This window comes from Flavitalea plasmicola (assembly GCF_030546645.1).
GTDB lineage: Bacteria > Bacteroidota > Bacteroidia > Chitinophagales > Chitinophagaceae > Puia.
In genome coordinates this window covers 94,028-116,638 of sequence record NZ_JAUOTO010000008.1, presented here as the reverse complement: position 1 = coordinate 116,638, position 22,611 = coordinate 94,028, and the positions used below count along the sequence as shown (strand labels likewise).

The window sequence follows — 22,611 nt, the reverse complement described above, 5'->3', positions numbered from 1 at the left end:
TTAACAGACCGGCAAAAACCGGCCTGTTAAGATACGTTTTTATTGTTGTGCGCCCTGCAGGCCGCCCTGGATGCTTTCCATTTCGCCCTTCATATTCTTACGTTTGAAGAGGCTCATGTCGAATTTACCGAAGCGCCAGTTGAATTGCAGGCGAAAGAATTGGGGATCCCTCCGGCGGAAGGCTTCCTGCGTAAAGGATACAGAAGTGGTATAGACGTCGTATACCCTTGAGCGGAAGATATCGCTGACACTGAGGGTGAGGGAGGCCGCCTTATTCTTAAGGAACTCATATTTCAACGCTGCATCCACGCCGCCGGTGGGCTTGGAGTATCCCTGGGCGCTGCCGCTGACGGTTTGTCCAAAACCTCTGCCGCCGCCGCCACCGCCTCCGCCTGTGCTGGCACTGCCGCCGGGAGGTAGTACAGTTTTGGACGTATAATCGCCTGTCAGCTGGAGGGTAAAGTTCTTTGGCAGCTTGAAAGTATTATTGATCTTGCCAAACCAGCTCCAGGTCTGTCCTACCGTAGGAATGGCTACCGCGCCAGTGTCTGTCACGTTGATCTTTGACGTGTAAATGTTGATATTGCCTGTCACATCCCACCATTTGGTGATGGTATTGCGACTGATGAGCTCCAGTCCGCTGACAAAAGAGGATTGGGCATTGATAAATGTGTTGATAAAGACGGCCGAGTCATTGACGGGGTTGAAGCCCGGAAATTGGTAGCGGGTGATCAGGTCCGTGGTATACTTATAATAGATGGAAGCGAGGAACGTATTATTGCCTGCATAGGTCTTCTGATAAGCGAGCTCGAAAGAGTTGGTGAACTGCGGTTTCAGGTTTGGATTTCCCCTGCTTAGGTTGAGGGAATCGGAATAATCGGTGAAAGGGAACAGCTGGAAGAAGCTGGGCCTGTCGATGCGGCGCGTATAGTTCAATGAAAGGTCCTGGTCACCGCCCAGTTTTTGTGTAAGGAATACGCTGGGGAAGAGGCTGATAGGGAATTTATTGCTGAAATTACCAACGGTGTCGGCGAGCCCACCACCCTGGCCTTTTACGGCATAGGTTTGTGCGCCGTTGTAGTCGGAGCGTTCGCCCCTCAATCCCAGCTGATAAGTGAAGTTCTTAATGGCATTGCTATAGGTCACGTACGCAGCGTATACCCGGTCGCGGTATTTATAATGGGAAGAGAGCAGGGGCTGGTTGTGGTAGTTCTTATCCTCACCGAAGATATCGATGTTGTTCAGGCTCGTGATATTGCGGATCGCCACGCGGGCGCCTGTTTCGAACTTTGACTTCTCGCCCAGCGGCCTGACATAATCTGTCTGCGCCGTGATGAACTCATTGTCCCCATCGCCTGTCTGCCGCTGATTGTAGGTGTAATAGCTGGTATTCCCTTTTACGGGATAGATATCGGAATTGACAAAATTAAGATTGTCATTGGAGCCTTTGCCATAGTTGACATCGGCCGTCAGCTCTTCCCCGGCTTTGGGAAAAGTATGTTTAAAGCTAAGCATGGCGCCATGGTTCCTGAAGTTGCCCGACGAATTGGAAGTACGGCGGGTGTAGGAATAGGCGGTGCCGGAAGGGAAGAGGGTATCCACGTTGAGGTCGCTGGCGGTATTGGGATTGAAATGACCGCGTACGAGGTTGCCGGAGATGGAAAGGGTATTGCGGTTGTCCATGAGATAATCGATCCCAAAGCGGCCGAAAGCAAAATAACCTTTGTTGACATTATAGTCATATTGGTGCAGGCTATCGTGCGGCTCGCCGGAAAATGTGAAGCGGTCGGTAGTCCCGGGCGAAATGGACTTGCGTTGGCCGTAGTTGGCATTGGCAAATACATTGATCTTCCCCTGCTTGACGTTGATATCACCTCCCAGGTTGAAGCGGCCGCGCTGGTCGATGCCTGCCCGTACGTTACCATTATATCCAGCCTTACGGTTCTTTTTCAGGACGATATTAAGGATGCCGGCCGTACCGCCGGAGGCATCATATTTTGCGCCGGGGTTGGTGATGATCTCCACGCTTTGAATGGCGTCGGCCGGGATCTGGTCGAGGGTGAGCGTGGTGGGTCGTCCGTCCACGAAGATGGTGGGCGTGCTGTTGCGCAAGGTGACATTCCCGTCGATGTCTACCTGCACCGATGGCACATTCTTCATGACGTCCACGCCTGTGCCTCCCTGGGCAGAGATGTCCTTTTCCACATTATAGATCTTCCGGTCGACACCCATCTGGATCAGCGGCTTGGAGGCGGTGACGGTCACCTGTCCCAGGGTTTGGGCGTCTTCGGTGAGCTTGATGTTTCCCAGGTCTTTATCCACGGCGTTGAGCGCCTGCTGCATGTCTCCGCGTCCGCCGGCTCCCATTTTCATTTCGAATGCCACTTTCTGTTCATAGGTGCCATAACCGATGGCAGTGATCTTAAGGCGGAAGTTGCCGAAGAGAGGGAGGTTTTCGAGGCTGAAGTTACCTTTGCGGCCCGTGATCATGCCGGAGATCACCGTATCCCGTCTTTTGCGGGTGACGGTGTCGAATTTACTTTGTATAAGCTGGATGGAGACTCCGTCCAGGCCCTTGTCGGTCTTTGCATCGACCACCCGGCCATAAAAATGCCCGATATTAGCGGCCTGGCCATTGCCAAACCCACCCCGCTGTCTGCCATTTCCTCCCATATCCGGCACCTGTGCTTTGACCGTCAGGGCTGCTATCACTACCATAAACATTAACCAGATCTTACTCATGAGCTTAACATCAATTTGGGGGCAAAATTGGATGAAAAACAGGATGAAAAGCATTCATTCTATACGAGCGGTCCCAAAACGGCTATAGTAGGGCTAGCGCATTAAAAAAGTGAGCATGATCTGGACTACTCCGATGAGAAATCCGAGTGCTGCGCCGATGACCTCTACGAACCGGAATTCTTTGGTGAGGATTTGATTGAGCATGGACTCCAGCCTGTCTGAGGAGAAATTGGCGATCTTTTCCACTACGATCTTTTCCAGGTCGAGATCATTTTTCAGGTGCGCTACATAGTTTTTCATAATAATAGGAAAGAGGTCTTCCAGCTCTTTCATGAAGACGCCTTTTAGCTGGCTGATGGTCTTATCGCCGATGAACATGGCGATCATGGGCATGCTTTCCTTCAATTTATTGCGCAGAAAGTTGTCGATGTGCTCTTCCACCAGGGGCAGCATTTTCTGTACGTTGGCGGGGTTGGCGATGGTCTGTTCGATGTCCTGGTAGGAGAGGAGCTCCTGGCCGACGATCCTGCCGAGACTTTCGGCGATTTGCTGCTGACGTTTGGGGAAGACGCCATGAAGGGTAAATCCCAGGATCTTTTTGGGCTGGCGGGGGTGAAAAAGCAGCTTCAATGCCATCCAGATCGTAAGCCAGTGAATGAAAGCGGATATAAAGGGAATGGTATACAGCCACCAGCTGATAGTCGTCATATTGAGCGTTTTTAATAAAAAAGCTCCTCGTTTTGCGAGGAGCTTAGGGTGGATGATGGGGCTCGAACCCACGACCCTCAGAACCACAATCTGATGCTCTAACCAACTGAGCTACAACCACCATATCGGGGATGATCCCCGTCGAACAAGACGCAAATTTAAGTCAATTTGAAATTCCTCCAAAACAAACTTTTCCGAAACCGCCGGAAATTATCGGAAGGAAGGTTAAAACGTTGGCATGAAAACTGACTTATGATGGGTAAACAGGCGGTCCGGGCGTTTTCCGCTCATGGAATTTATGCCAAAACGGATGTTAATAATGGGTTTAAGCGACAACATACCATTGAGATAATCGTTACATTTGATTAGTTATGCAAAAAGTGTTTATGTATATGTTTAGTAAAAGAAACTTGCCGATCGTTCTATTGATTCTTGGAGCGGGTATCTTCGTCGCGTTCAGGACCTTAGGAATAGGGGAGAACCCTCCCACCAAATACGAAAAGATCCTGAAGAACGTAGGGGAAATGCTCGAACAGATACACTATAGCCCCAAACAGCTGGATGATAAGTTCTCCAAGGAGGTCTTTGCAAAGTACCTGTCGGACGTGGATGTGGAGAAGAATGTCCTGCTGGCCTCCGACGTAGAGGCTTTGCGGAGCAAATATGAGACACGCATCGACGACGAGATCCAGGGGAAGGCGCCCATCCAGTTCGTACCTTCTGTCAGCGAGGTGTATAAGAAGCGCCTGGCGGAGACCGAGGTGTTGTATAAGGATATTCTCTCCAGGCCATTTGATTTCAGCGTCAATGACTCTGTCGATCAGAACTATGATAAAGCCCAATTTCCGAAGAATGAGGCTGAAAGGAAGGAATCCTGGCGGAAACGCCTGAAATACCTGACCCTGGAAAGGTATTCCGACCTGCTGGACCAGCAGGAAGCCAGCAAAAACAAGCCTGGTTTCGTGGCCCGCAGCAATGAGGACCTGGAAAAAGAGGCCCGCGGCAAGGCAATGAAAGTAATGGACCGTTTTTACGATCGTTTGAAAGTGAAAGTCAATGACGACGACCGTTTCAACATGTTTGTACAGACCATTGTGCAGTCGATGGATCCCCATACCGATTATTTTCCGCCAGTGGAGAAAAGGTATTTTGACGAGCAGATGAGCGGACATTTCTTTGGCATTGGAGCCTCGCTCCGGGAAGAGGAAGGTAATATCAAAATAACTACGCTGGTGACGGGCAGCCCGGCGTGGAAGTCCGGGCAGGTGACGGTGGGGGATGTCATTACGAAGGTGGCGCAAGGGGCGCAGGAGCCTGTGGACCTCACGGGGTTCCAGGTGGAGGATGCTGTAAAGCTGATCCGGGGTACCAAGGGGACGGAAGTCCGGTTGACCCTGAAGAAGGCGGACGGTTCTACGAAGGTCATTTCTCTCATCCGGGATGAGATCGTACAGGATGAGGCGACCTTTGCCCGGAGTGCGATCGTCAATTCTTCCAAAGGGAAGATCGGTTATATTTACCTGCCTGAGTTCTATGCGGATTTTGACAATCCCAAAGGGAATCGCTGTTCGATAGACGTAGCCAGGGAAGTGATGAAGCTGAAAGAGCAGAAGGTGGATGGTATCGTACTGGACCTGCGTTTCAATGGAGGTGGTTCCTTATATGACGTCGTGCAGATGGCCGGGCTGTTTGTTGAGCAGGGCCCCATCGTCCAGGTGAAAGACAGGGATGGCAAGCCTCAGATCCTGCCTGACCATGATAAGAGCGTGCTGTATGACGGGCCTTTTGCCGTAATGGTGAATGAATTGAGCGCCAGCGCTTCCGAGATCTTTGCGGCTGCGATACAGGATTATCACAGAGGCGTGATCATCGGCAGCACAACCACTTACGGCAAGGGTACGGTACAGCGTAATATCGGCCTGGACAAGAGCCTGGGCTTCATGGAGGCCAACAGCGAACTGGGCACACTGAAGCTGACGTTACAAAAGTTTTACAGGATCAGCGGCGGTTCCACGCAGCTGCGGGGTGTGGCGTCGGACATTGTACTTCCCGATCTGTATGAATATTCCAAGATACGCGAGAAAGACAATCCCGATGCGTTGCCGTGGGATGAGATCCAGAAAGCGGATTATACTCCCTGGAAATATGCTTATGACCTGAATATCATCAAAGGCATGAGCAACGAGCGGTTGAAGAACAATTCCGCTTTCAACCTGATCCGTGCAGATGCGGAATGGCTCAGCAAGGAGAACGACAAAGTATTCCCCCTGAGCCTGCAGAAGTACAGGGAGGAGCAAAAGCAGATCAAGGCTACCATCAAGCAGATAGAAACGCTGAGCAAGCTGGCGGGTGCCAGTGAGCTGAATGTTTCGGCGTTGCCGCAGGATGCCCACAAATATGACAATGATAAGGATAAGGGTACCCGTTTCCAGTCATGGCTGAAAGATAAACGGAATGATATTTACCTGGGAGAAGCGGTGAACGTTCTCGACGATATGATCACACAGAAAAATCTGGTGTATAACAAATAAAAAAAAGGAACCGGGCGAAATCGCCCGGTTTTTTTTATAGATATCTTTCTTTCAGGATCCGCATATGATGGGCTACGTGCCCGGCGATGATAAAGCCGATGGTAAAGGCATTGAGCGGGCGTCCATTTGCCTGTCCTCTGAAACCCAGCTGATGGTCTGTAAGAGAGCCGTACAATAGAATGGTGGCTTTCCGGATAGCGGACCATTCTTCCTGCAGGTCATTCCAGCTGCGTTCCGACGCCCCGGAATTGGCGGCCCAGGAGTTCTCGTCAAAGCCGGGCAGGGGGTTGGCATCCAGGCGGGAAAAGGTCAATGCTCTATAGGCGAACACTCTTTCAGCGTCTATGATATGCTGCAACATCTCCCGGATGGTCCATTTGCCTTCGGCATAGGCATAATCTATTTTTTTACGGGGTATCTTTTTCAGGAATTTCCGGAACTGCCGGGTATTTTTTTCCAAAGCCTTTTGAATATCCTCTTCTTTTACCAGGTCAAGATAAGGCTGGTAGAATTCGGCCGGTATAATCTCTGAACGGGGAAGCATGCTATTTTTGCGGTAAAAGTAAACAAAGCCGGGCGAATCTAATGAGATGGCCCGGCTTTCTCTTTTAGTCTTTTTTATTGCTTAACGTTGATCTCTGTATTTTATCATTGCGATGTGCATCGGTGGTCGAGAGGGTAGCCGCCAGCTTTATGGCCTCATAGGCATTGATGATACCTCCGGAGCGGCTGATGTCGGAAAGGTTGACCATTTCGTCTTCGGCCCCTGGCTTTTTGACCTTGGCAGGAGGAGGTACTGCAGAATGCTCTATGCAGTATTTCACCTGCTGCGGGCTTAAGCCGGGATAGTATTCCAGGATGAAGGCGGCCAGACCGGCGACTACCGGGGCTGCCATACTGGTGCCCTGCAGGTTGCCATAATTCTTTCCTCCCGGCAGGGTAGAATAGATACGGGTGCCCGGGGCGAATACGTCGACTTCCTGCTTGCCATAGTTGGAAAAGGAGGCTGTATAGCTTCTAAATCCGGGTTCGGCCAGCGGGTCGCTGCTGGCTCCTACCGTGATCCAATTGGAGGCGGTGTAGTCTGAATGCAGGATATTGGGATTGGGAAAGTTGTCAGCGGTATCTACATCTGCATTATCGTTGCCGGCGGCATGGATCAACAACACGCCTTTGCTTTCTGCATATCTGACGGCAGAATCCACCCATTTCTTTTCGGGGGAGAGATTTTTACCAAAGCTCATATTGATGACCCGGGCGCCATTATCCACTGCATAGCGGATGGCCAGGGCGATGTCCTTGTCATGTTCGTCTCCATTGGGAACGGCACGGATCATCATGATGCGGACGTTATCAGCAATGCCATCCATGCCTTTGCCATTTCCTCTTTCCGCCCCGATGATGCCGGATACGTGGGTGCCGTGCATGGGGTCTTCGGCCATTACATCATTGTTGCCGTAGTAGCGGTCGTTTATATCCTCTTCGTTGTCTTTTACAATTTCTTTCCGGTAGTCCCTGGGGGGTGTTTTTTTGGCGGAAGCTTTTTTCTCTTCCTGGTCTACCTGCTCGCTGAACTCATTGAGGAAGGCCTTGTTGGTCATATCCATGATCTTATTGGCCTTGAAAGGGTAGAGGAACACAGATTTTGCGCTTTTGGTTTCAGGATTCGCTGTCTGGAAAGTATCCAGATCGTTCCCGGTATATTCCGCTTTGCCCATCGCCTGCTGGAGGATGCTATCGCTTTTCACACAAGCCGAGAGCACACGGTGAAGCATTAACAGGTCTACACTGCTTTCAATGCCGTCGCCCATGATGGTCTTGCGTGCCTTTACCCACATACGGTAATTATCCTTATCGTCCTGGCTCCATTTGCTGGAATCGAGCTGCTGGACATCGAATTGCTGTTTGAAATGGTAGTATACCCTGGCTTCTTCCTGTGCGTCGTCCTTTACGTTGTGGCCATCCCTGCCCCCGATGAAATTCCAGCCATGGACGTCATCTATATAGCCGTTGTGGTCGTCGTCGATGCCATTACCGGGAATCTCCCTGGGATTCGTCCAGATAATATTCTTCAGGTCCTCATGCAGGGTATCGACGCCGGAGTCGATGACCGCCACCAGGACCTGTTTGCTTTTTAATTTTTTGGCCCTGGTAAACTCATAGGCTTTGTCTATGCTGATGCCATAATAGCCGTCCTGATCCTTATCCAGCAGATGCCATCCTTTGGGCAGCTCTGTCTTTACCGAATTTCCCTGTGCAAACATCATTAGTGGAAAGGCTCCCAACAGGAGGATCCCCAGCAACCCCTTAGAACTTTGCTTCATGTGTGTAGGTAGTTTTTTAACTATTATGTAAAATAATAAAACATAGGCCATCACATGTCAAAAATTACATGGATGGCCCTTATAGACTTGTTAAAATTGGCGTCTTATCTGTTATTTTATTGGTTCTCCTGGCTGAGCTTTAATTCCACGCGTCGGTTGGCGGCCTTGCCGGCGGCCGTATTGTTATCTCCGATCGGCTGTTCCTGTCCCAGTCCGGAGGCAGTCAGATGGTTTTCGGGTATGCCTTTTTTCACCAGGTAATTGCGGACTGCAATGGCTCTTTTCTGCGAAAGGAGCTTGTTAGCCCGGGCGTTACCGCTGTTATCCGTGTGTCCTTCGATGGTGAGGTGCCATTCGGGATGATCTTTCATCAGCGCAGCCAGTGCATCCAGCGCCAGGAAGGAGCTATCCGTAAGGTGATCGCTGGCGGAGGTGAACAGGATATTGCGTGCGATGAAATTGATCTTCTCCCTTACCTCTTTCTTAATCAGGGGGCAGCCCTGGTTTTCCACCGTACCAGGGGTATCGGGGCATTTATCCTCCTCATCATTGACACTATCGCCGTCCCTGTCAGGGATGGGACATCCGTTGTACCGGGCCAGGCCGGGTTGGTCGGGGCATTTATCTTCTTCGTCATTCACGCCATCGTGGTCGGTGTCGGGGATCGGACAGCCATTATAGCGTGCCAGGCCTGGAATATTTCTGCAGGAATCATGTTCGTCATCTATGCCATCCCGGTCCGAATCGGGAATGGGGCAGCCGCGTGATTTAGCCGGCCCTGCCATAAGGGGACAGTAATCCAGGTCGTCCGGCGTGCCGTCATTATCGCTGTCTTTGGCGATCTTCTTCTTTGGAGGTACGGGGACGCCGGTGGATGTCAGCCATATGCCCAGTGAGACGCCCGCCAGCTGATGGTGGAAGGTGCCTTCGTAAGACGCGTTGTAAAAGCTGGTCAGGCCCTGGCTGAAATAAGCGCTGAGCATGATGTTTCCCAGCTCGAAGCCTGCCCTGCCATCTACGCCCAGGTCCATTGTTTTATAGGTATTGACACCTTTACCCACTGTAACAGGCGTGGATTCATTGGTATATTTGGTGGCGGTGTGCTTGAGGGTTTCATTGGTCGTCTTGCCGCTGTAAAAGAAGCTGATCTGGGGCCCGGCGCTGAGGAAAAAGCTGTTCTTATGGTTGGCCGAGAAGTAGAACTTATAAGTGAAGTTCAGCGGAATGTCGATGTAATTGATATTCAGATTTTGCCGGGTATAGATGGTGTCTTCCAGGTAGCTGGTGGCCGAGTCATTGTTCTTCGTATATTTTTTCCCTTTTGAAGTGTAGGTAATGGCGGGTTGGAAGAAAAAGCCTTTATGGCCAAGAGGGACTTCCAGGATAAGCCCCAGCTGAAAACCGGACCTTGTCGTCTGGAATTTTTTTATAGCGGTGTCCCACCCGGGTATATTGTTCTTTTCCAATACCTTAGAGCTATGTAGCCCTCCAAGGACACCCAATCTCACCTGGGCCATGGAAGGGATGGATCCGATGAGCGCCAGGGCCAGCAGGGGTATAAGTTTCTTATATGCAGCAGAGGCTTTGGTACCGGAATTCATCATAGTTTGTGGGTGATCTGTAGGCAATAACGTCCAAATGAATGAATTATTTTGCCTTTTCGCTATTGCGGCATTGCATCTCCTCTTTGCCGGCAAGGATTTAAATGTCGAACTTTATCCCTTGTGCCAGTGGCAGTTGAGTGGAATAGTTGATGGTATTGGTCTGACGACGCATATAGGCTCTCCAGGCGTCACTGCCGCTCTCTCTTCCGCCACCTGTTTCTTTTTCTCCGCCGAAGGCGCCACCGATCTCTGCGCCCGAGGTCCCGATGTTGACGTTGGCGATCCCGCAGTCGCTGCCGCCGGCCGAAAGGAATTGTTCTGCTTCCCGCAGATTGAGGGTCATAATGGAAGAGGAGAGTCCCTGCGGCACTCCGTTCTGGATGGCGATGGCTTCATCCAGGGTCTTGTATTTCAGCAGGTAAAGGATGGGGGCAAAGGTTTCATGCCGGACAATGGCATAATCAGGCGCGGCTTCTGCAATGCATGGCCGGACGTAACACCCGCTGTCGAAACCCTCGCCCTGGAGAACAGCGCCCTCTATGAGGAATCGGCCGCCTTCCTTTTTGCAGGCTTCGATGGCCCTGAGATAATTTTGGACGGCATCTTTGTCGATGAGGGGGCCTACATGATTTTTTTCATCCAGGGGATCGCCGATGCGTAGTTGCTGATATACCGTAGTCAGCTTTTCTTTTACCCTGTCGTAGATACTTTCGTGGATGATGAGGCGCCGGGTGGTGGTGCAGCGTTGGCCCGCTGTACCTACGGCCCCAAAGACGGCGCCGGGTATGGCAATGTTCAGGTCTGCGTCCTGGGAGATAATGATGGCGTTGTTGCCTCCCAGCTCCAGCAGCGATCTGCCCAACCGTGCTGCTACGACGGCGCCTACGGCTTTGCCCATGCGTGTGGAACCCGTGGCCGATACCAGTGCGATCCTTTCATCAGCTGCCAGCCATTCGCCCGTGTCGCGGGCGCCGGTAATGAGGTTGCTTACGCCTTCAGGTACGTTGTTGCGGGCGAAGACCTCAGCGACGATGTGTTGGCAGGCCACTGCACAGAGCGGGGTCTTTTCAGAAGGCTTCCAGATGCATACATCTCCACATACCCATGCCAGCATACTATTCCAGCTCCATACGGCTACGGGGAAATTAAAGGCGGAGATAATGCCTACCAGGCCAAGGGGATGCCATTGCTCGTACATCCTGTGAGCGGGTCTTTCACTATGCATGGTCAAACCATGCAATTGACGTGAGAGGCCGACGGCAAAATCGCAGATATCGATCATTTCCTGGACTTCCCCATATCCTTCCTGCAGGCTTTTTCCCATTTCGTAGGACACCAGCTTGCCGAGGGGGGTCTTATAATGCCGGAGGGCTTCGCCCATCTGACGGACGACTTCGCCTCTGCGGGGGGCCGGCCAGGTACGCCATTCCAGGAATGCGGCTTCTGCGGTTCGTACCACGGAGTCATAGCTTTCTTTATCTGTGGTAGTGACGCTGGCAATGGTCTTGCCATTCACGGGAGAAACAGAAGTGAGGGAAGGCGTTTTGGCTGCTATCCATCGGGCGCCGGTGGAGGTACCGGTGTTATCAGCACTGATCTTTAAGTCTTTGAGGAAGTCCATAATTAAAATTGCTTGCGTTTTATGCAAAACGCAAGCAATTTAGGGAAAACTAACCACTAACCAGTGGCCTCAACCTTAACTTAAAATCTACTATGAAAAAACTGGTCCTTTTTGCCGGCTTCTACCAGGCCGGCATTCATTAATACGTAAATTTTGAAATAAGGGTTGTGTCTCCTTTCAGGAGAACGATGCGTGAGGATCAACTAGTTGAGCTTGTTTTCCATCGCGGCGAAGAAACTTTCGCTATAGCTTACCCCGATGGGGATCTCTTTATCCCCAATCCTGATCTTGCTTTTGCTGATGTGCTCGATCCTGCTGATAGGTACGATGTAGGATCGATGGGCGCGTATGAATTCGCGGGCAGGGAGTTTCAGGGCGATGGTCTTCAGTGTCATCAGGGTGAGAATGGATCTGCCGGGAAGGTAGATCTTGATGTAGTCGTCCAGCCCTTCGATGTAGAGGATCTCTTTCAGGTTTACCTTTACCATCTGGTAATCGGATTTGACGAAGATATATCCTTCCTGCAGCTCCTGGCTGGTGAGGTAATCGACGTATTCCTTGGCTTTATATACGGCTTTGAGAAAGCGATCGTATTCAATGGGCTTTAGCAGGTAATCGATGGCATCCACGTTAAACCCTTCCACGGCGTATTCGCTGAAGGCGGTGGTGAATACGACAGCGGTATTTTTCTTATTGATGATGCGGGAGAATTCGATGCCATTGATGTCCGGCATTTGAATATCCAGGAAGAGGATATCCACGGGAGCGGTGTCCATCATTTTTTGCGCCTCGAAAGGGTCGGTGAAAGCACCTTTCAGGTCGAGAAAATAGATCTTGGCGATGTATTTTTTCAATACCTCCAGCGCCAATGGCTCGTCGTCGATGGCTATACATGTCAGCATTATACCTGAATGTTTAGATGAACAGTAAATTCAACGGGTCCGTCGTCAATGGCAAGATCATAGCGGTCCGGATAGAGCAGATCGAGTCTGCGCCGGGTATTTTGGATACCAATACCCGTATTGTCCGCCGCCCTCAATAAGGTATTGATATGCTTATGATTTGTCACACTAAAGTACATCGAATCTTTCTTTATTTCCAACAAAATGCAGATGGGGGAGATCTCCCTGGTGCTTACGCCATATTTAAAAGCATTTTCCACGAAAGGCAGCAGCAGGAGAGGTGCGATCTGTCTGCCCAGGGGATCGCCTTTTACGTTGAACGCGATGCTGGACTTATCGGTAAGGCGCATTTTCTGCAATTCGATATAATGCGTGGTGAACTGGATCTCCTTTTCCAGCGGGACCAGATCATTGCGGGCTTCCGTCAGCACATAGCGCATGATGCTGGAAAGTTTCATGACGGCAGGGGCAGTCTTGTCGGACTGTGCGGAGGCCAGCGCGTAAATGTTATTAAGGGTATTGAAGAGGAAATGGGGGTTGATCTGCGCTTTCAGGAAAGAGAGCTCGGCGTTTACTTTTTCATTGGCGATCTCCTTGTTGCGCTGTTCGGATCGCAGCCATTGATTGATTACTTTGATGCCGGTGCTGAATACGAAGATGAGCAGGAATACGGCAATATTGCCGGGTTGGAGGAGGGGCTGCTGGAAATTGCGGGGTCTGCCGGGGGGCCGGGGGCCCGGCGGAGGCGTTTGCCAGCTGGCAAAAAAATAATGGTAGATGCGGGGAAGGCATCCAAAGAATATGAGCAGCGCCAGTATGATCAACCCATAGGTAAGGAACTTTTTTTGATCCAGCCATTTGGGAATGAAAAAGAAAGTATTGAGATAATAGAAGGTAATGAGCAGGCTATTGGTAATAATGAAGGAGACCAGAAAATATTTTTCCGTGAAAAAGGAAATTTCCCTGGGCCTTGGGTAAAATACGAATGGCACCATGAGAAAGCAGACCCAGGCTGCGATGTGAATGATGATCTGTACAATCCTTTTCTCCATATCCACCTCAAATCTATGGGCCGTGGGTGTTAGGGAAGAAATAATATAGATGAATGGAGGAATTACACCGGTGAATGGAGGAACGGCCCTGACGGGCCGTTCCTTTGAAGATCAGAAGGTCAAAGCAAGTTTACCGAAGAGGCGGAGACCGTTGAAGCCCATCTGGACGCTGTCCCAGGGGCCGCCGGACTCGTTGTCGCCTGCCCAGCCTTTCGCCTGGGGATTTACACCCAGGTCAGGATGAATATTGAATAAGTTGTCGGCGCCGATGAAGACGGTTGCATGACTGCAGAGCTTGTAGGATGCGTAGACATCTGTGACCGTTTTGCCATTGAAGTTGAATATTTCAGGTACCAGCTTCGTATCATCTGCGTCGGTGGGCACCATGGGATTGATACCTGTCTGGTTTGGATTGTCGGCGGTGGCGGCGCCAAAGCCCATCAGCTTGATCTTGCCGAAATAGGTGAAATGGGTGCCAAAGCCGAACTTATCGAAATTGTAATCCAGGCTGAGGGCAAATTTATGATTGGGCGCTGAGGCCAGCAGGAACGCTTTTTCCCTGTCGCTATAAAACGTCTTCTGGTTGAGCACGGTGCCGTTGAGCGCTGCAGGGACATGGATCTCATCGATGGTCATTTTTTGCAGATTGCCAGCCAGCAGGACATGGAAGCTGTTCTTTTCCCAGCGGGCGGCGTAATCGGCTATGATATCGATGCCTTTATTGGTAGTATTAACCGCATTGGAAAAGAATTGCACGGTAGATACATCAGCCGGGAACTGCGAAGTGAAGGAAGCGGGCAGCGTGGCGTCATCCTTGCTGAAGAGACCAGAGAGGACGACCCTGTTCTTCATTTTTACCCAGTAGCCATCCACGGTGAAGGTGAGCCCTTTGGCTGCTTTCCAGCTAAAGCCGGCGCTGGCATTGACCGAGGTTTCCTCTTTCAGCTTCGGGATACCTGCCGCGCGGGTGATGGGGTCGTTGTTGTCGGCGATCCGGCTCTGCACGAGGGCGCCGCCGCTGAAGGAAGTAAGGGTATTGCTGAAATTGATCTGCTGCAGGGAAGGGGCCCGGTAGCCCGTGCTGACGGAGCCGCGGATATTCAGGTTGTCCAGCAGCTTATAGCGGGTGGCCAGCTTGACAGTGGCGACGGAGCCGAAATCGGAATAATGTTCAAACCGGACGGCGCCATCCACGAGCCAGGCATTGGTGATATTCAATTCAGCGTCGGCATAAAGACCCAGGTTCGTGCGGTGGGCTGTCTTGACATCTGCGGGGCTGAAGCCGGGAAAGCCCTGTGCGCCGGCCGCGGGAGCGCGGAGGGAGTCGCCATTGCCATCTCCAATCAGGTTGGAATAGATCCGTTCGTTGGAGTCATATGCTCCGTAAGAGCCAAATTCCCCTTTATAGATGGCGTATCGTTCATACCGGAACTCGGCGCCCAGGCCCAGGTTGAGTCCGCTGGCTACGGATTTGAATGACTTGCCGAAATCCAGGTTGACGGTGTTCTGCAGGAAGTTGAAACCGCCGTCGTCAAAGTGAGTGGGTGTGGTCTTACCAATGTTGGAGGCATTAAAGGTCTTGTCACCGTAGTAATGGAAGTCATTTCTTCCCAGGGTATTGCTCAGGTCCCAGGTCCATGCGTTTGCCGTCGTTCCTTTGATACCCAGCGCAAGGGAAGCATCCTGGATATGCGTTTGTATATGAGGGTTATAATAGGTCTCTCCGTCATTGGTTTTGCGCATGATGCCGGGTACGAACAGCAGATCGGCGTTATTGTCTACGGGAAAACGTTCGGGTTTGGCGCTCCAGTTGCGGGAGTAGGCGTAAGCGTCGGAAGCCTTGTAATTATATCCGCCAAAGGAATAGAATGTCGCGCCGCCGGCCGGCAGCTCCATATTGTACATAAGGCCGCCGGATTTGAGTGACCCGTCACCGAAGGCCCTGCGCCCGCTGTTGATAAAAGGCAGGGCATTCTTATCGGTCTGCCAGTTAGCCGTATCAGCCTGCCGGTAAGTTTTCCCCTGCAGCAGCAAGTCGGCTCCTATGTTAATGAATCCTCCTTTTTTGCCAAGAGCGATCCCATCGTTGAGCGATAAAGTAAAGGTGTTGCCGTCGATGGCGCTGCCGGAATAGTATTGGTTGCCGGCATTGAATTTCCGTGAATTGAATTTATGATCGTAGTAGCCGCCCCAGCCTGCGTTGACGCTGAGGTGACCGGGGTCTTTCTTAAGGATGATATTGATGACGCCGGCGATGGCATCGGAGCCATATTGGGCGGAAGCGCCGTCACGCAGGATCTCTATCCTGTCAACGGAAGCTTCGGGGAAGGCGTTGAGGTCTACTCCTGAGCTGCCTCTGCCGCGGGTGCCGAACAAGCCGACAAAGGCCGTCTGGTGCCTTCTCTTGCCGTTGATGAGCACGAGTGTCTGGTCAGGGCCCAGGCCTCTCAGGGTACCAAGGTCGACATGGTCGGCGCCATCCGCGCCGCTCTGTTTATTATAGTTGAAAGAGGGGGCCGCTATATTCAGGACAGACGTCAGGTCCATTTTGGCGGTGGGCAGGTCGATCTGGTTGATCTTAATGACATCCACCGGGACGGGGGTCTCGGTCTTGGCCCTTCCCGCTCCCCGGCTGCCCACGAAAACGATCTCTTTCAATTCAGTGGAGCTGGGTTCCAGGACAATAGTGACGGTGGCGACGTCGGAAACGGTGATTGTTTGGGTGGTATAACCGATGCTGCTGACCTCCAGGAGGTCTCCCTGTTTGACCTGTAACGTAAAACTACCGCTATTGTCAGTAGAAGTGCCTGTTTTTGAATGTTTTACTTTAACTGATGCCCCTGATACGGGATTTCCTGTCCTGCTGTCCGTCACTTTACCTTTAAGGGTATTCTGAGCGTGCGCATAGACATAAATAATTAACATAATAAACACCAGGATCGGTTTTCTCATACAATTTGCTTTGGTTACTTCAAGTTAACAATAAATGATTATAAAAAATCATTCAACCGGCATTCTGTATGAAAAAATGCTTCTGCGGGGGAAACTAGTATTGTTCCTGCTCGTTAGGGAAGCTCCGGGATTTTACATCGTGAATGTATTGCTGGATAGCGGCGGTGGTTTGTTCGTGTATGTCCAGGTAACGGCGGAGGAAGCGGGGTTTGAACTCGGTATTGATGCCTAAGAGGTCATGCATGACGAGGACCTGACCGTCGCAATGTTTTCCTGCCCCTATGCCGATGGTGGGAATGTGGAGACTTTCGGAAACCTCTTTGGCCAGCAGGGCCGGTATCTTTTCCAGCACCAGTCCGAAGCAACCGGCATCTTCCAGGATATGCGCATCCTTTTTAAGTTTTTCTGCTTCAGCTTCTTCCTTTGCGCGTACCGTATAGGTACCGAATTTATAGATGGACTGGGGGGTAAGGCCCAGGTGGCCCATGACGGGCACTCCTGCGGCGAGGATCCTTTTAACGGATTCCAGGATCTCTTCGCCTCCTTCCAGTTTGACGGCATGTGCGCCGGTCTCCTTCATGATGCGAATAGCGGAAGCCAGGGCTTCTTTGGAGTTGGATTGATAGGAGCCGAAAGGCAGGTCGACGACGACGAAGCTTCTGTTCACGGCCCGCAGCACGGAGGACGCGTGATAGATCATCTGATCGAGGGTGATGGGGAGCGTGGTTTCGTGGCCTGCCATTACATTGGAAGCGGAGTCGCCGACAAGGATGACGTCGATGCCTGCCGCGTCGAAGATCCTGGCGAATGAATAATCGTAGGCAGTGATCATGGAAATCTTTTCCCCCGTCTGCTTCATTTTCTGCAGCGTATTGGTGGTCACTTTCTTAACGTCTGTGTGTACTGACATAAGGGGAAAATTTAAGGGTAGCTAAGGTTTAAGGGGAGGCTAAGGTAGTAAGTTTTTAGATCAGGTAATACCCTTTTTTTTCAGGTCGGCGTACAGGTGTTGTATAAGGCCGTCCGCAAGGCCGATCTTAGGCACATAAATTTCCTGCGCATTGGCCCATCGCATTACATTGATGTAGATCTGCAGGGCGGGGACGATGACATCAGCGCGGTCTTCCCGCAGCTTGTAAAGCCGCATGCGATCGGCCAGGGAAAAATTAGAGAACTCCTTGTAATAGTCCTTCAGCAGATCGATGTGGAGGGATTTGCCTTCCTTGCGTTTAGACAGAGAGAATATTTTGTTGATATTTCCTCCTGAGCCGATGGCGATCATATTATTGGGGAAGTCCTTTGTCTCTTTCTTGATGAAGTCCTTCATATTATCCCATTGGTTGACGGCGACCTGGCCTTTCAGCAGCCGGATGGTACCGATGTTGAAAGACGCGGAAAAAACCAGCTTATTCCCCGCAAAAAAAGTCAGCTCCGTGCTTCCCCCGCCTACGTCGATGTAGAGATAGGCGTGGTCCTTGTCCATGTTTTCCGCGATATGGTTCTCATAGATCAATGCGGCTTCGTTGCCCCCGCTGATGACTTCGATGGGAATACCAGTCTCATTCCGGACGCGGTCTATGATGGCCCGGGCGTTGACGGCATCGCGCATGGCAGAGGTGGCCGCCGCCTTTATATGGAGCACGCCATAGGCGTCCAGGAGATGCTTGTACGCCTTGATGGTATGGAGGATCATGTCGGTCTTTTCCGGAGAGATCTCCTTTTTTTCAAAGACATCGAAACCCAGGCGCAGCGGGACGCGGACCAGGTTGATCTTATTGAATTCTGTCTTTCCGTTGTTGATGGATACGTCAGAGATAAGCAGCCTTGCCGCGTTGCTCCCGATATCAATAGCTGCCAGTCGCATGAGTTATGGGTGGTATTTGCGGTATTTCAGATGGTTTTGTTTCTTCTCCATGGAGCGCTTTATGGTACAAATAATTATAGATCTCGATCTGGGATCTCACTTTCACGTCCGGGTTGTCCTTCTTGTATTTGTTCAGCAATTCATTGTCCAGCCACCTGGCTTTTACGTTGTCCGCCAGCTGGATGTCCAGGATCTTAATCAATTCATGCCGGATCGTGGGATCCAGCACAGGGCACGTGGCTTCCACGCGGTGGTCCAGATTGCGCACCATCCAATCCGCCGAAGATATGTAAACTTTCTCTTTCCCATTGTTGCCGAAGATAAAGACCCTGGCATGTTCGAGATATTCGTCGATGATGCTGATGGCTTTTACGGGAATGATGAACTTGCTGTTCTCGGAGAACATGCAGAATATACCGCGGATGATGAGCTTTATTTCCACCCCGGCCCGGGCTGCTTCGTAGAGCTTGTCGATCAGCTCTTCGTCTGAAAGCGAATTCATCTTCAAGGTCATCGTAGCGGGCTTTTTTTCTTTTGCCAGCCTGATCTCCCTGGTGATCATCTTTATCAGCTCTCTCCGCAGACTGGTAGGGCAGGGGATCAGCGCTTTGCAGGCTCTCAGCGAATCCGTCCCTTCCTTCCACTTTTCCAGGTAATTGAAGATCCTGTTCACGTCGGCCATGATATGCCTGTCCGATGTCAGCAGGCAATGATCGCCATATACTTTCGCCGTCTTTTCGTTGAGGTTGCCTGTGCTGACGAACCCATAGTGGATGGTGAAGTTATTGATGCGTTTTTTTATCAGGCAGATCTTGGCATGGATCTTAATGTTGGGGATGCCGATGAGCACTTTTACGCCTTCGTCCTCCAATCTTTCTTTCCATTCCAGGTTAGCTTCTTCATCAAAGCGGGCCCGGAGCTCCAGCATGACCGTGACGTGCTTGCCATTCCTTACGGCATTGACCAGGGTGTTGATGATCTTGGAATTGCTCGCCAGCCTGTAGCATGTGATCTTGATCGTAGTGACGTTGGGGTCAATGGCGGCCTCCCGGAGCATATCGATCACGGGGTTGAACGAATGATAGGGGAAGTGCAGCATGACGTCCTGGTCCAGCACTACGTCCGTCACCCGGGGTGTCTTAATCAGCAGCGGGTGCGTGAAGGGTTTTTTCCGCTGGCCTTTTTTATGGAATACGTCCGGAAAGTCCATAAAATGCCTGAAATTATGGATGCGGCCGCCGGGCATCAGGTTGTCTTTCCGGGCAAGATTCAGCCGCTTCATCAGGTATTCCAGCAGGTGACTGTCCATCTCCTTATCATAAACGAAGCGCACCGGCTTACCCCGGCGGCGATTCTTCAAACCTTTTTCGATCTTTTGTATAAGCGTCGTGGAGATGTCGTTGTCGATGTCGATCTCTGCGTCGCGGGTGACCTTGAAGGCCCAGGAACCGTAGGTGTCGTAGCCGAAATAAGCGAAGATGCTGCGGAGGTTATACCGGATAATGTCTTCCAGCAGGATGATGTGATGTTCATCCATCGTTGCGGAGGGCAGCTGGACAAAACGGCCCAATACCCTGCTGGGAACTTCTATCAATGCATACTTTCGCTTCATGCTCCCATCCTGCCGGGAAAGCACCACACCCAGGTAGATGGATTTATCCCGCAGGTAAGGGAACTGGGGGATGCTTTCGATCATGAGGGGGATGATATTGGAGCGAACTTCTTCTTCGAAGTAATTCTGGATGAATTGCTGCTGGGTCTGGTCCAGGTGATCTTCCGACACCAGGAATACCTTCTCCTTTTCCATTTCCTTACGGATATCGCTCCAGATCGTGTCAAACTCCTCGTTTTGTTCCATGACCATGGATTGTATATCACCCAGGATCTTATCGGGAGATACTTCCAGGTGCATATTGATCCTGGTCTTACGGCCGCTGTATTCACTCATTCTTTTCAGCGTGGCTACCCTTACCCGGAAGAACTCGTCCATATTATTGGAGAAAATGCCTAAGAACCGTATCCTTTCCCGCAGGGGTACCGAAGGATCGGCGGCCTCCTGCAAGACCCTGCTATTGAATGAAAGCCAGCTAATATCCCTTGCTATCGTTTTTCTTTTCATTAATTCTGCCATTATGCCCATTTTGCGCAAAGTAGAGAATGCAAAAGGGAATGGTAAATTAAATAATTATTATCAAATGCCGCATGTCAACATAAAACGCCTATTGGTCAAAGATGATTGCGCGCGGCTCAGTCAAATGGTACATTTAAAAAAAATAATTCTATGAAAGTAACGAGATATCAGCTGTTGCTGTGCGTCTTTCTGCTGCCGGCCCTATCAACCATCGGGCAAACGCGTGATGGTGCGTGGCCTTTTTATGGATGCGATGCGGGGGGCGGCCGTTATGCGAAGCTCCGGCAGATCAATGACAGCAATGTAAGCCGGCTCAAGCTGGCATGGGTCTATCGCACCGGTGAGCTAAAGACCTATGAGGGGACCAATAAGATGGAGCAGGCTGCTTTTGAAGCAACGCCGATCATGATAGGGGGCACATTGTATTTTAGCACGGCCAGCAGCCGGGTCATAGCGGTAAATGCGGCCGATGGCAAGGAGAAATGGGTGTATGATCCGCACATCGATCTGCACAGGGGTTACTCCGACATGGCTTCGAGAGGAGTAGCGGGGTGGCCCGCGGGTGCGACGCCCCAAAAGATATTTATAGCCACGCTCGATGGCCAGCTAATCGCCCTTGATGCTGCGAGAGGTAAGCCGATACCTTATTTTGGAAAAGAGGGTGCGGTGGACCTGAAAGAAGGACTTGGGAAAGACCTTGCGGAAACGTCCCCTCCTGCCATCATGGGCGATATGGTGATCGTAGGATCATCCCTGGGGGACAACCAGCGGATGGACTATCCTCCGGGAGTCGTCCGGGCTTATGATGTGCACAGCGGCAACCTGCGATGGACCTGGGATCCTATTGCCGTCCATGATCCCGGAGACACAGCCGGCAAGACCTGGGTGGGGCCTAATGTCGGGAGAACGGGCGGGGCCAACGCCTGGTCGGTGTTATCGACGGATGCGGAGAGGGGACTTGTTTTTGTTCCGACCACCAGCCCAAGCCCGGACTATTATGGGGGGGAGCGAAAGGGTAAGAATCTCTATGCCAATTCCGTCGTTGCGCTGCATGCGGCCACGGGTAAAATGGCCTGGTATTTCCAGGTGGTTCATCATGATCTATGGGACTATGACATTGCGGCCCAGCCGATGCTGATCACCGTGACGAAAGGCGGACGGAAGGTACCGGCTGTGGCGGTGGGCACGAAGATGGGGCATGTATTCATCCTGGACCGGGAGACGGGAAAGTCTCTTTTTCCTGTGGAAGAGCGGCCCGTACCCGCTTCTACGGTCAACGGGGAGGAAGCCTGGCCCACCCAGCCCTTTCCGGTGCTCCCGGCGCCGCTGGGTTTGCAGGGCTTTAGCGTGGCGGATGCCTGGGGCCCTACGCCGGCGGAAAAAGAGGAAGCTGTCCGGCGGGTGGAGAAACTATTGAACAAGGGACCATTTACCCCGCCCAGTTACCAGGGCAGTATCATGGCGCCCGGCAATGTCGGAGGGATCCATTGGGGCGGCATGTGCTACGATCCCGTGCAGCAGCTGCTCATCACGAATATCAACCGGGTGCCGGCTGTGATCCGGATGTTGCCCCGGGAGGAAGTAGGACAACTGGAACGGGAAAGTGAGGAAATAATGCGGGCGGAAACGGGGCGGCAGGCGGGTACGCCTTATATTATGAAACGGGGTTACCTTTTCAAAGCAGGCCCGGAAAAAGGGTTTATCATGCAAAGCCAGCCACCCTGGGGCACCCTGCTGGCTATCGACCTGCATACAGGCCTGAAAAAATGGGAAGTGCCGCTGGGGTATATGATGGACCCGCGGCAATACCCGGAGGCAAGAAACTGGGGCTCGATCAATTTCGGGGGGGCGATCGTTACGGAAGGCAACCTGGTGTTCGTGGCGGCCAGCATGGATAGCCATCTAAGGGCATTTGATAAACGGACAGGGGCTTTGCTTTGGGAATATGCATTACCGGCAGGGGGCCAGGCTACACCGATGACCTATTCCATCGCTGGAAAACAGTATATTGTGATCGCTGCGGGCGGACATGCCAAGCTGGGAACGCCGATGGGGGATTATCTGGTAGCTTTTTCGCTGTAAGACAATATCAGGACCTTTCCAAGGACGCGTAATCCACCGGTGTGTACAACTCGTTGAAAAAAGAGATATTTCTTTTTGATAATTGCGAAAATTTAAGG

The 22,611-nt window shown here is 51.5% G+C and carries 14 protein-coding genes and 1 tRNA gene; 2 read left to right on the top strand and 13 right to left on the bottom strand.

All coding sequences use genetic code 11. The features are described from left to right. Window positions 1–39: 39 nt before the first annotated feature. From Q4E93_RS28455 to Q4E93_RS28445, 3 genes are all read right to left on the bottom strand, one after another. Window positions 40–2,742 (bottom strand): TonB-dependent receptor, encoded by a 2,703-nt coding sequence (locus Q4E93_RS28455; RefSeq protein ID WP_303591177.1) that lies wholly within the window; start codon window positions 2,740–2,742, stop codon window positions 40–42. A gap of 93 nt (window positions 2,743–2,835) precedes the next feature. Beyond that, a complete protein-coding gene (locus Q4E93_RS28450) occupies window positions 2,836–3,450 on the bottom strand; it encodes a DUF445 domain-containing protein (protein WP_303591175.1) in 615 nt (204 codons plus the stop codon). 47 nt (window positions 3,451–3,497) lie between these two features. Continuing rightward, window positions 3,498–3,571: transfer RNA gene (locus Q4E93_RS28445), tRNA-His, on the bottom strand. A 271-nt stretch (window positions 3,572–3,842) separates the two neighbouring features. On the opposite strand from Q4E93_RS28445, the gene Q4E93_RS28440 reads away from it, so the two are divergent. Further along, window positions 3,843–5,981, top strand: a complete 2,139-nt coding sequence (locus tag Q4E93_RS28440) for a carboxy terminal-processing peptidase (protein ID WP_303591173.1) — start codon at window positions 3,843–3,845, stop codon at window positions 5,979–5,981. Window positions 5,982–6,015: 34 nt separating this feature from the next. On the opposite strand, the gene Q4E93_RS28435 is transcribed toward Q4E93_RS28440, so the two are convergent. From Q4E93_RS28435 to ppk1, 10 genes are all read right to left on the bottom strand, one after another. Continuing rightward, a complete protein-coding gene (locus Q4E93_RS28435; protein WP_303591172.1) occupies window positions 6,016–6,525 on the bottom strand; it encodes a DinB family protein in 510 nt (169 codons plus the stop codon). 64 nt (window positions 6,526–6,589) lie between these two features. Then, window positions 6,590–8,305, bottom strand: coding sequence for a S8 family peptidase (locus Q4E93_RS28430; RefSeq protein WP_303591170.1), 1,716 nt, complete (start codon window positions 8,303–8,305; stop codon window positions 6,590–6,592). A gap of 116 nt (window positions 8,306–8,421) precedes the next feature. Continuing rightward, window positions 8,422–9,909: an OmpA family protein gene (locus Q4E93_RS28425; protein ID WP_303591169.1), complete on the bottom strand. Its 1,488-nt coding sequence runs from the start codon at window positions 9,907–9,909 to the stop codon at window positions 8,422–8,424. A 97-nt stretch (window positions 9,910–10,006) separates the two neighbouring features. Then, entirely contained in the window at window positions 10,007–11,530 is a 1,524-nt protein-coding gene (amaB, locus tag Q4E93_RS28420; protein ID WP_303591167.1) for an L-piperidine-6-carboxylate dehydrogenase, read from the bottom strand. Between the two features lie 203 nt (window positions 11,531–11,733). Then, the gene (locus Q4E93_RS28415) at window positions 11,734–12,432 is read right to left on the bottom strand and encodes a LytR/AlgR family response regulator transcription factor (protein WP_303591165.1); all 699 of its coding nucleotides are present in this window, start codon (window positions 12,430–12,432) and stop codon (window positions 11,734–11,736) included. Beyond that, window positions 12,432–13,484: a sensor histidine kinase gene (locus Q4E93_RS28410; protein WP_303591163.1), complete on the bottom strand. Its 1,053-nt coding sequence runs from the start codon at window positions 13,482–13,484 to the stop codon at window positions 12,432–12,434. The genes Q4E93_RS28415 and Q4E93_RS28410 overlap by 1 nt, the downstream gene beginning before the upstream one ends. Window positions 13,485–13,595: 111 nt before the next feature. Continuing rightward, window positions 13,596–16,436 (bottom strand): TonB-dependent receptor, encoded by a 2,841-nt coding sequence (locus Q4E93_RS28405; RefSeq protein ID WP_303591161.1) that lies wholly within the window; start codon window positions 16,434–16,436, stop codon window positions 13,596–13,598. A 94-nt stretch (window positions 16,437–16,530) separates the two neighbouring features. Then, a complete protein-coding gene (gene panB, locus Q4E93_RS28400) occupies window positions 16,531–17,346 on the bottom strand; it encodes a 3-methyl-2-oxobutanoate hydroxymethyltransferase (protein WP_303591159.1) in 816 nt (271 codons plus the stop codon). A 60-nt stretch (window positions 17,347–17,406) separates the two neighbouring features. Continuing rightward, window positions 17,407–18,300, bottom strand: a complete 894-nt coding sequence (locus Q4E93_RS28395) for a Ppx/GppA phosphatase family protein (protein ID WP_303591157.1) — start codon at window positions 18,298–18,300, stop codon at window positions 17,407–17,409. Further along, window positions 18,281–20,431: a polyphosphate kinase 1 gene (ppk1, locus tag Q4E93_RS28390; protein ID WP_303591155.1), complete on the bottom strand. Its 2,151-nt coding sequence runs from the start codon at window positions 20,429–20,431 to the stop codon at window positions 18,281–18,283. The genes Q4E93_RS28395 and ppk1 overlap by 20 nt, the downstream gene beginning before the upstream one ends. 150 nt (window positions 20,432–20,581) lie before the next feature. On the opposite strand from ppk1, the gene Q4E93_RS28385 reads away from it, so the two are divergent. Continuing rightward, window positions 20,582–22,513, top strand: a complete 1,932-nt coding sequence (locus Q4E93_RS28385) for a pyrroloquinoline quinone-dependent dehydrogenase (protein WP_303591153.1) — start codon at window positions 20,582–20,584, stop codon at window positions 22,511–22,513. Window positions 22,514–22,611: the final 98 nt, after the last annotated feature.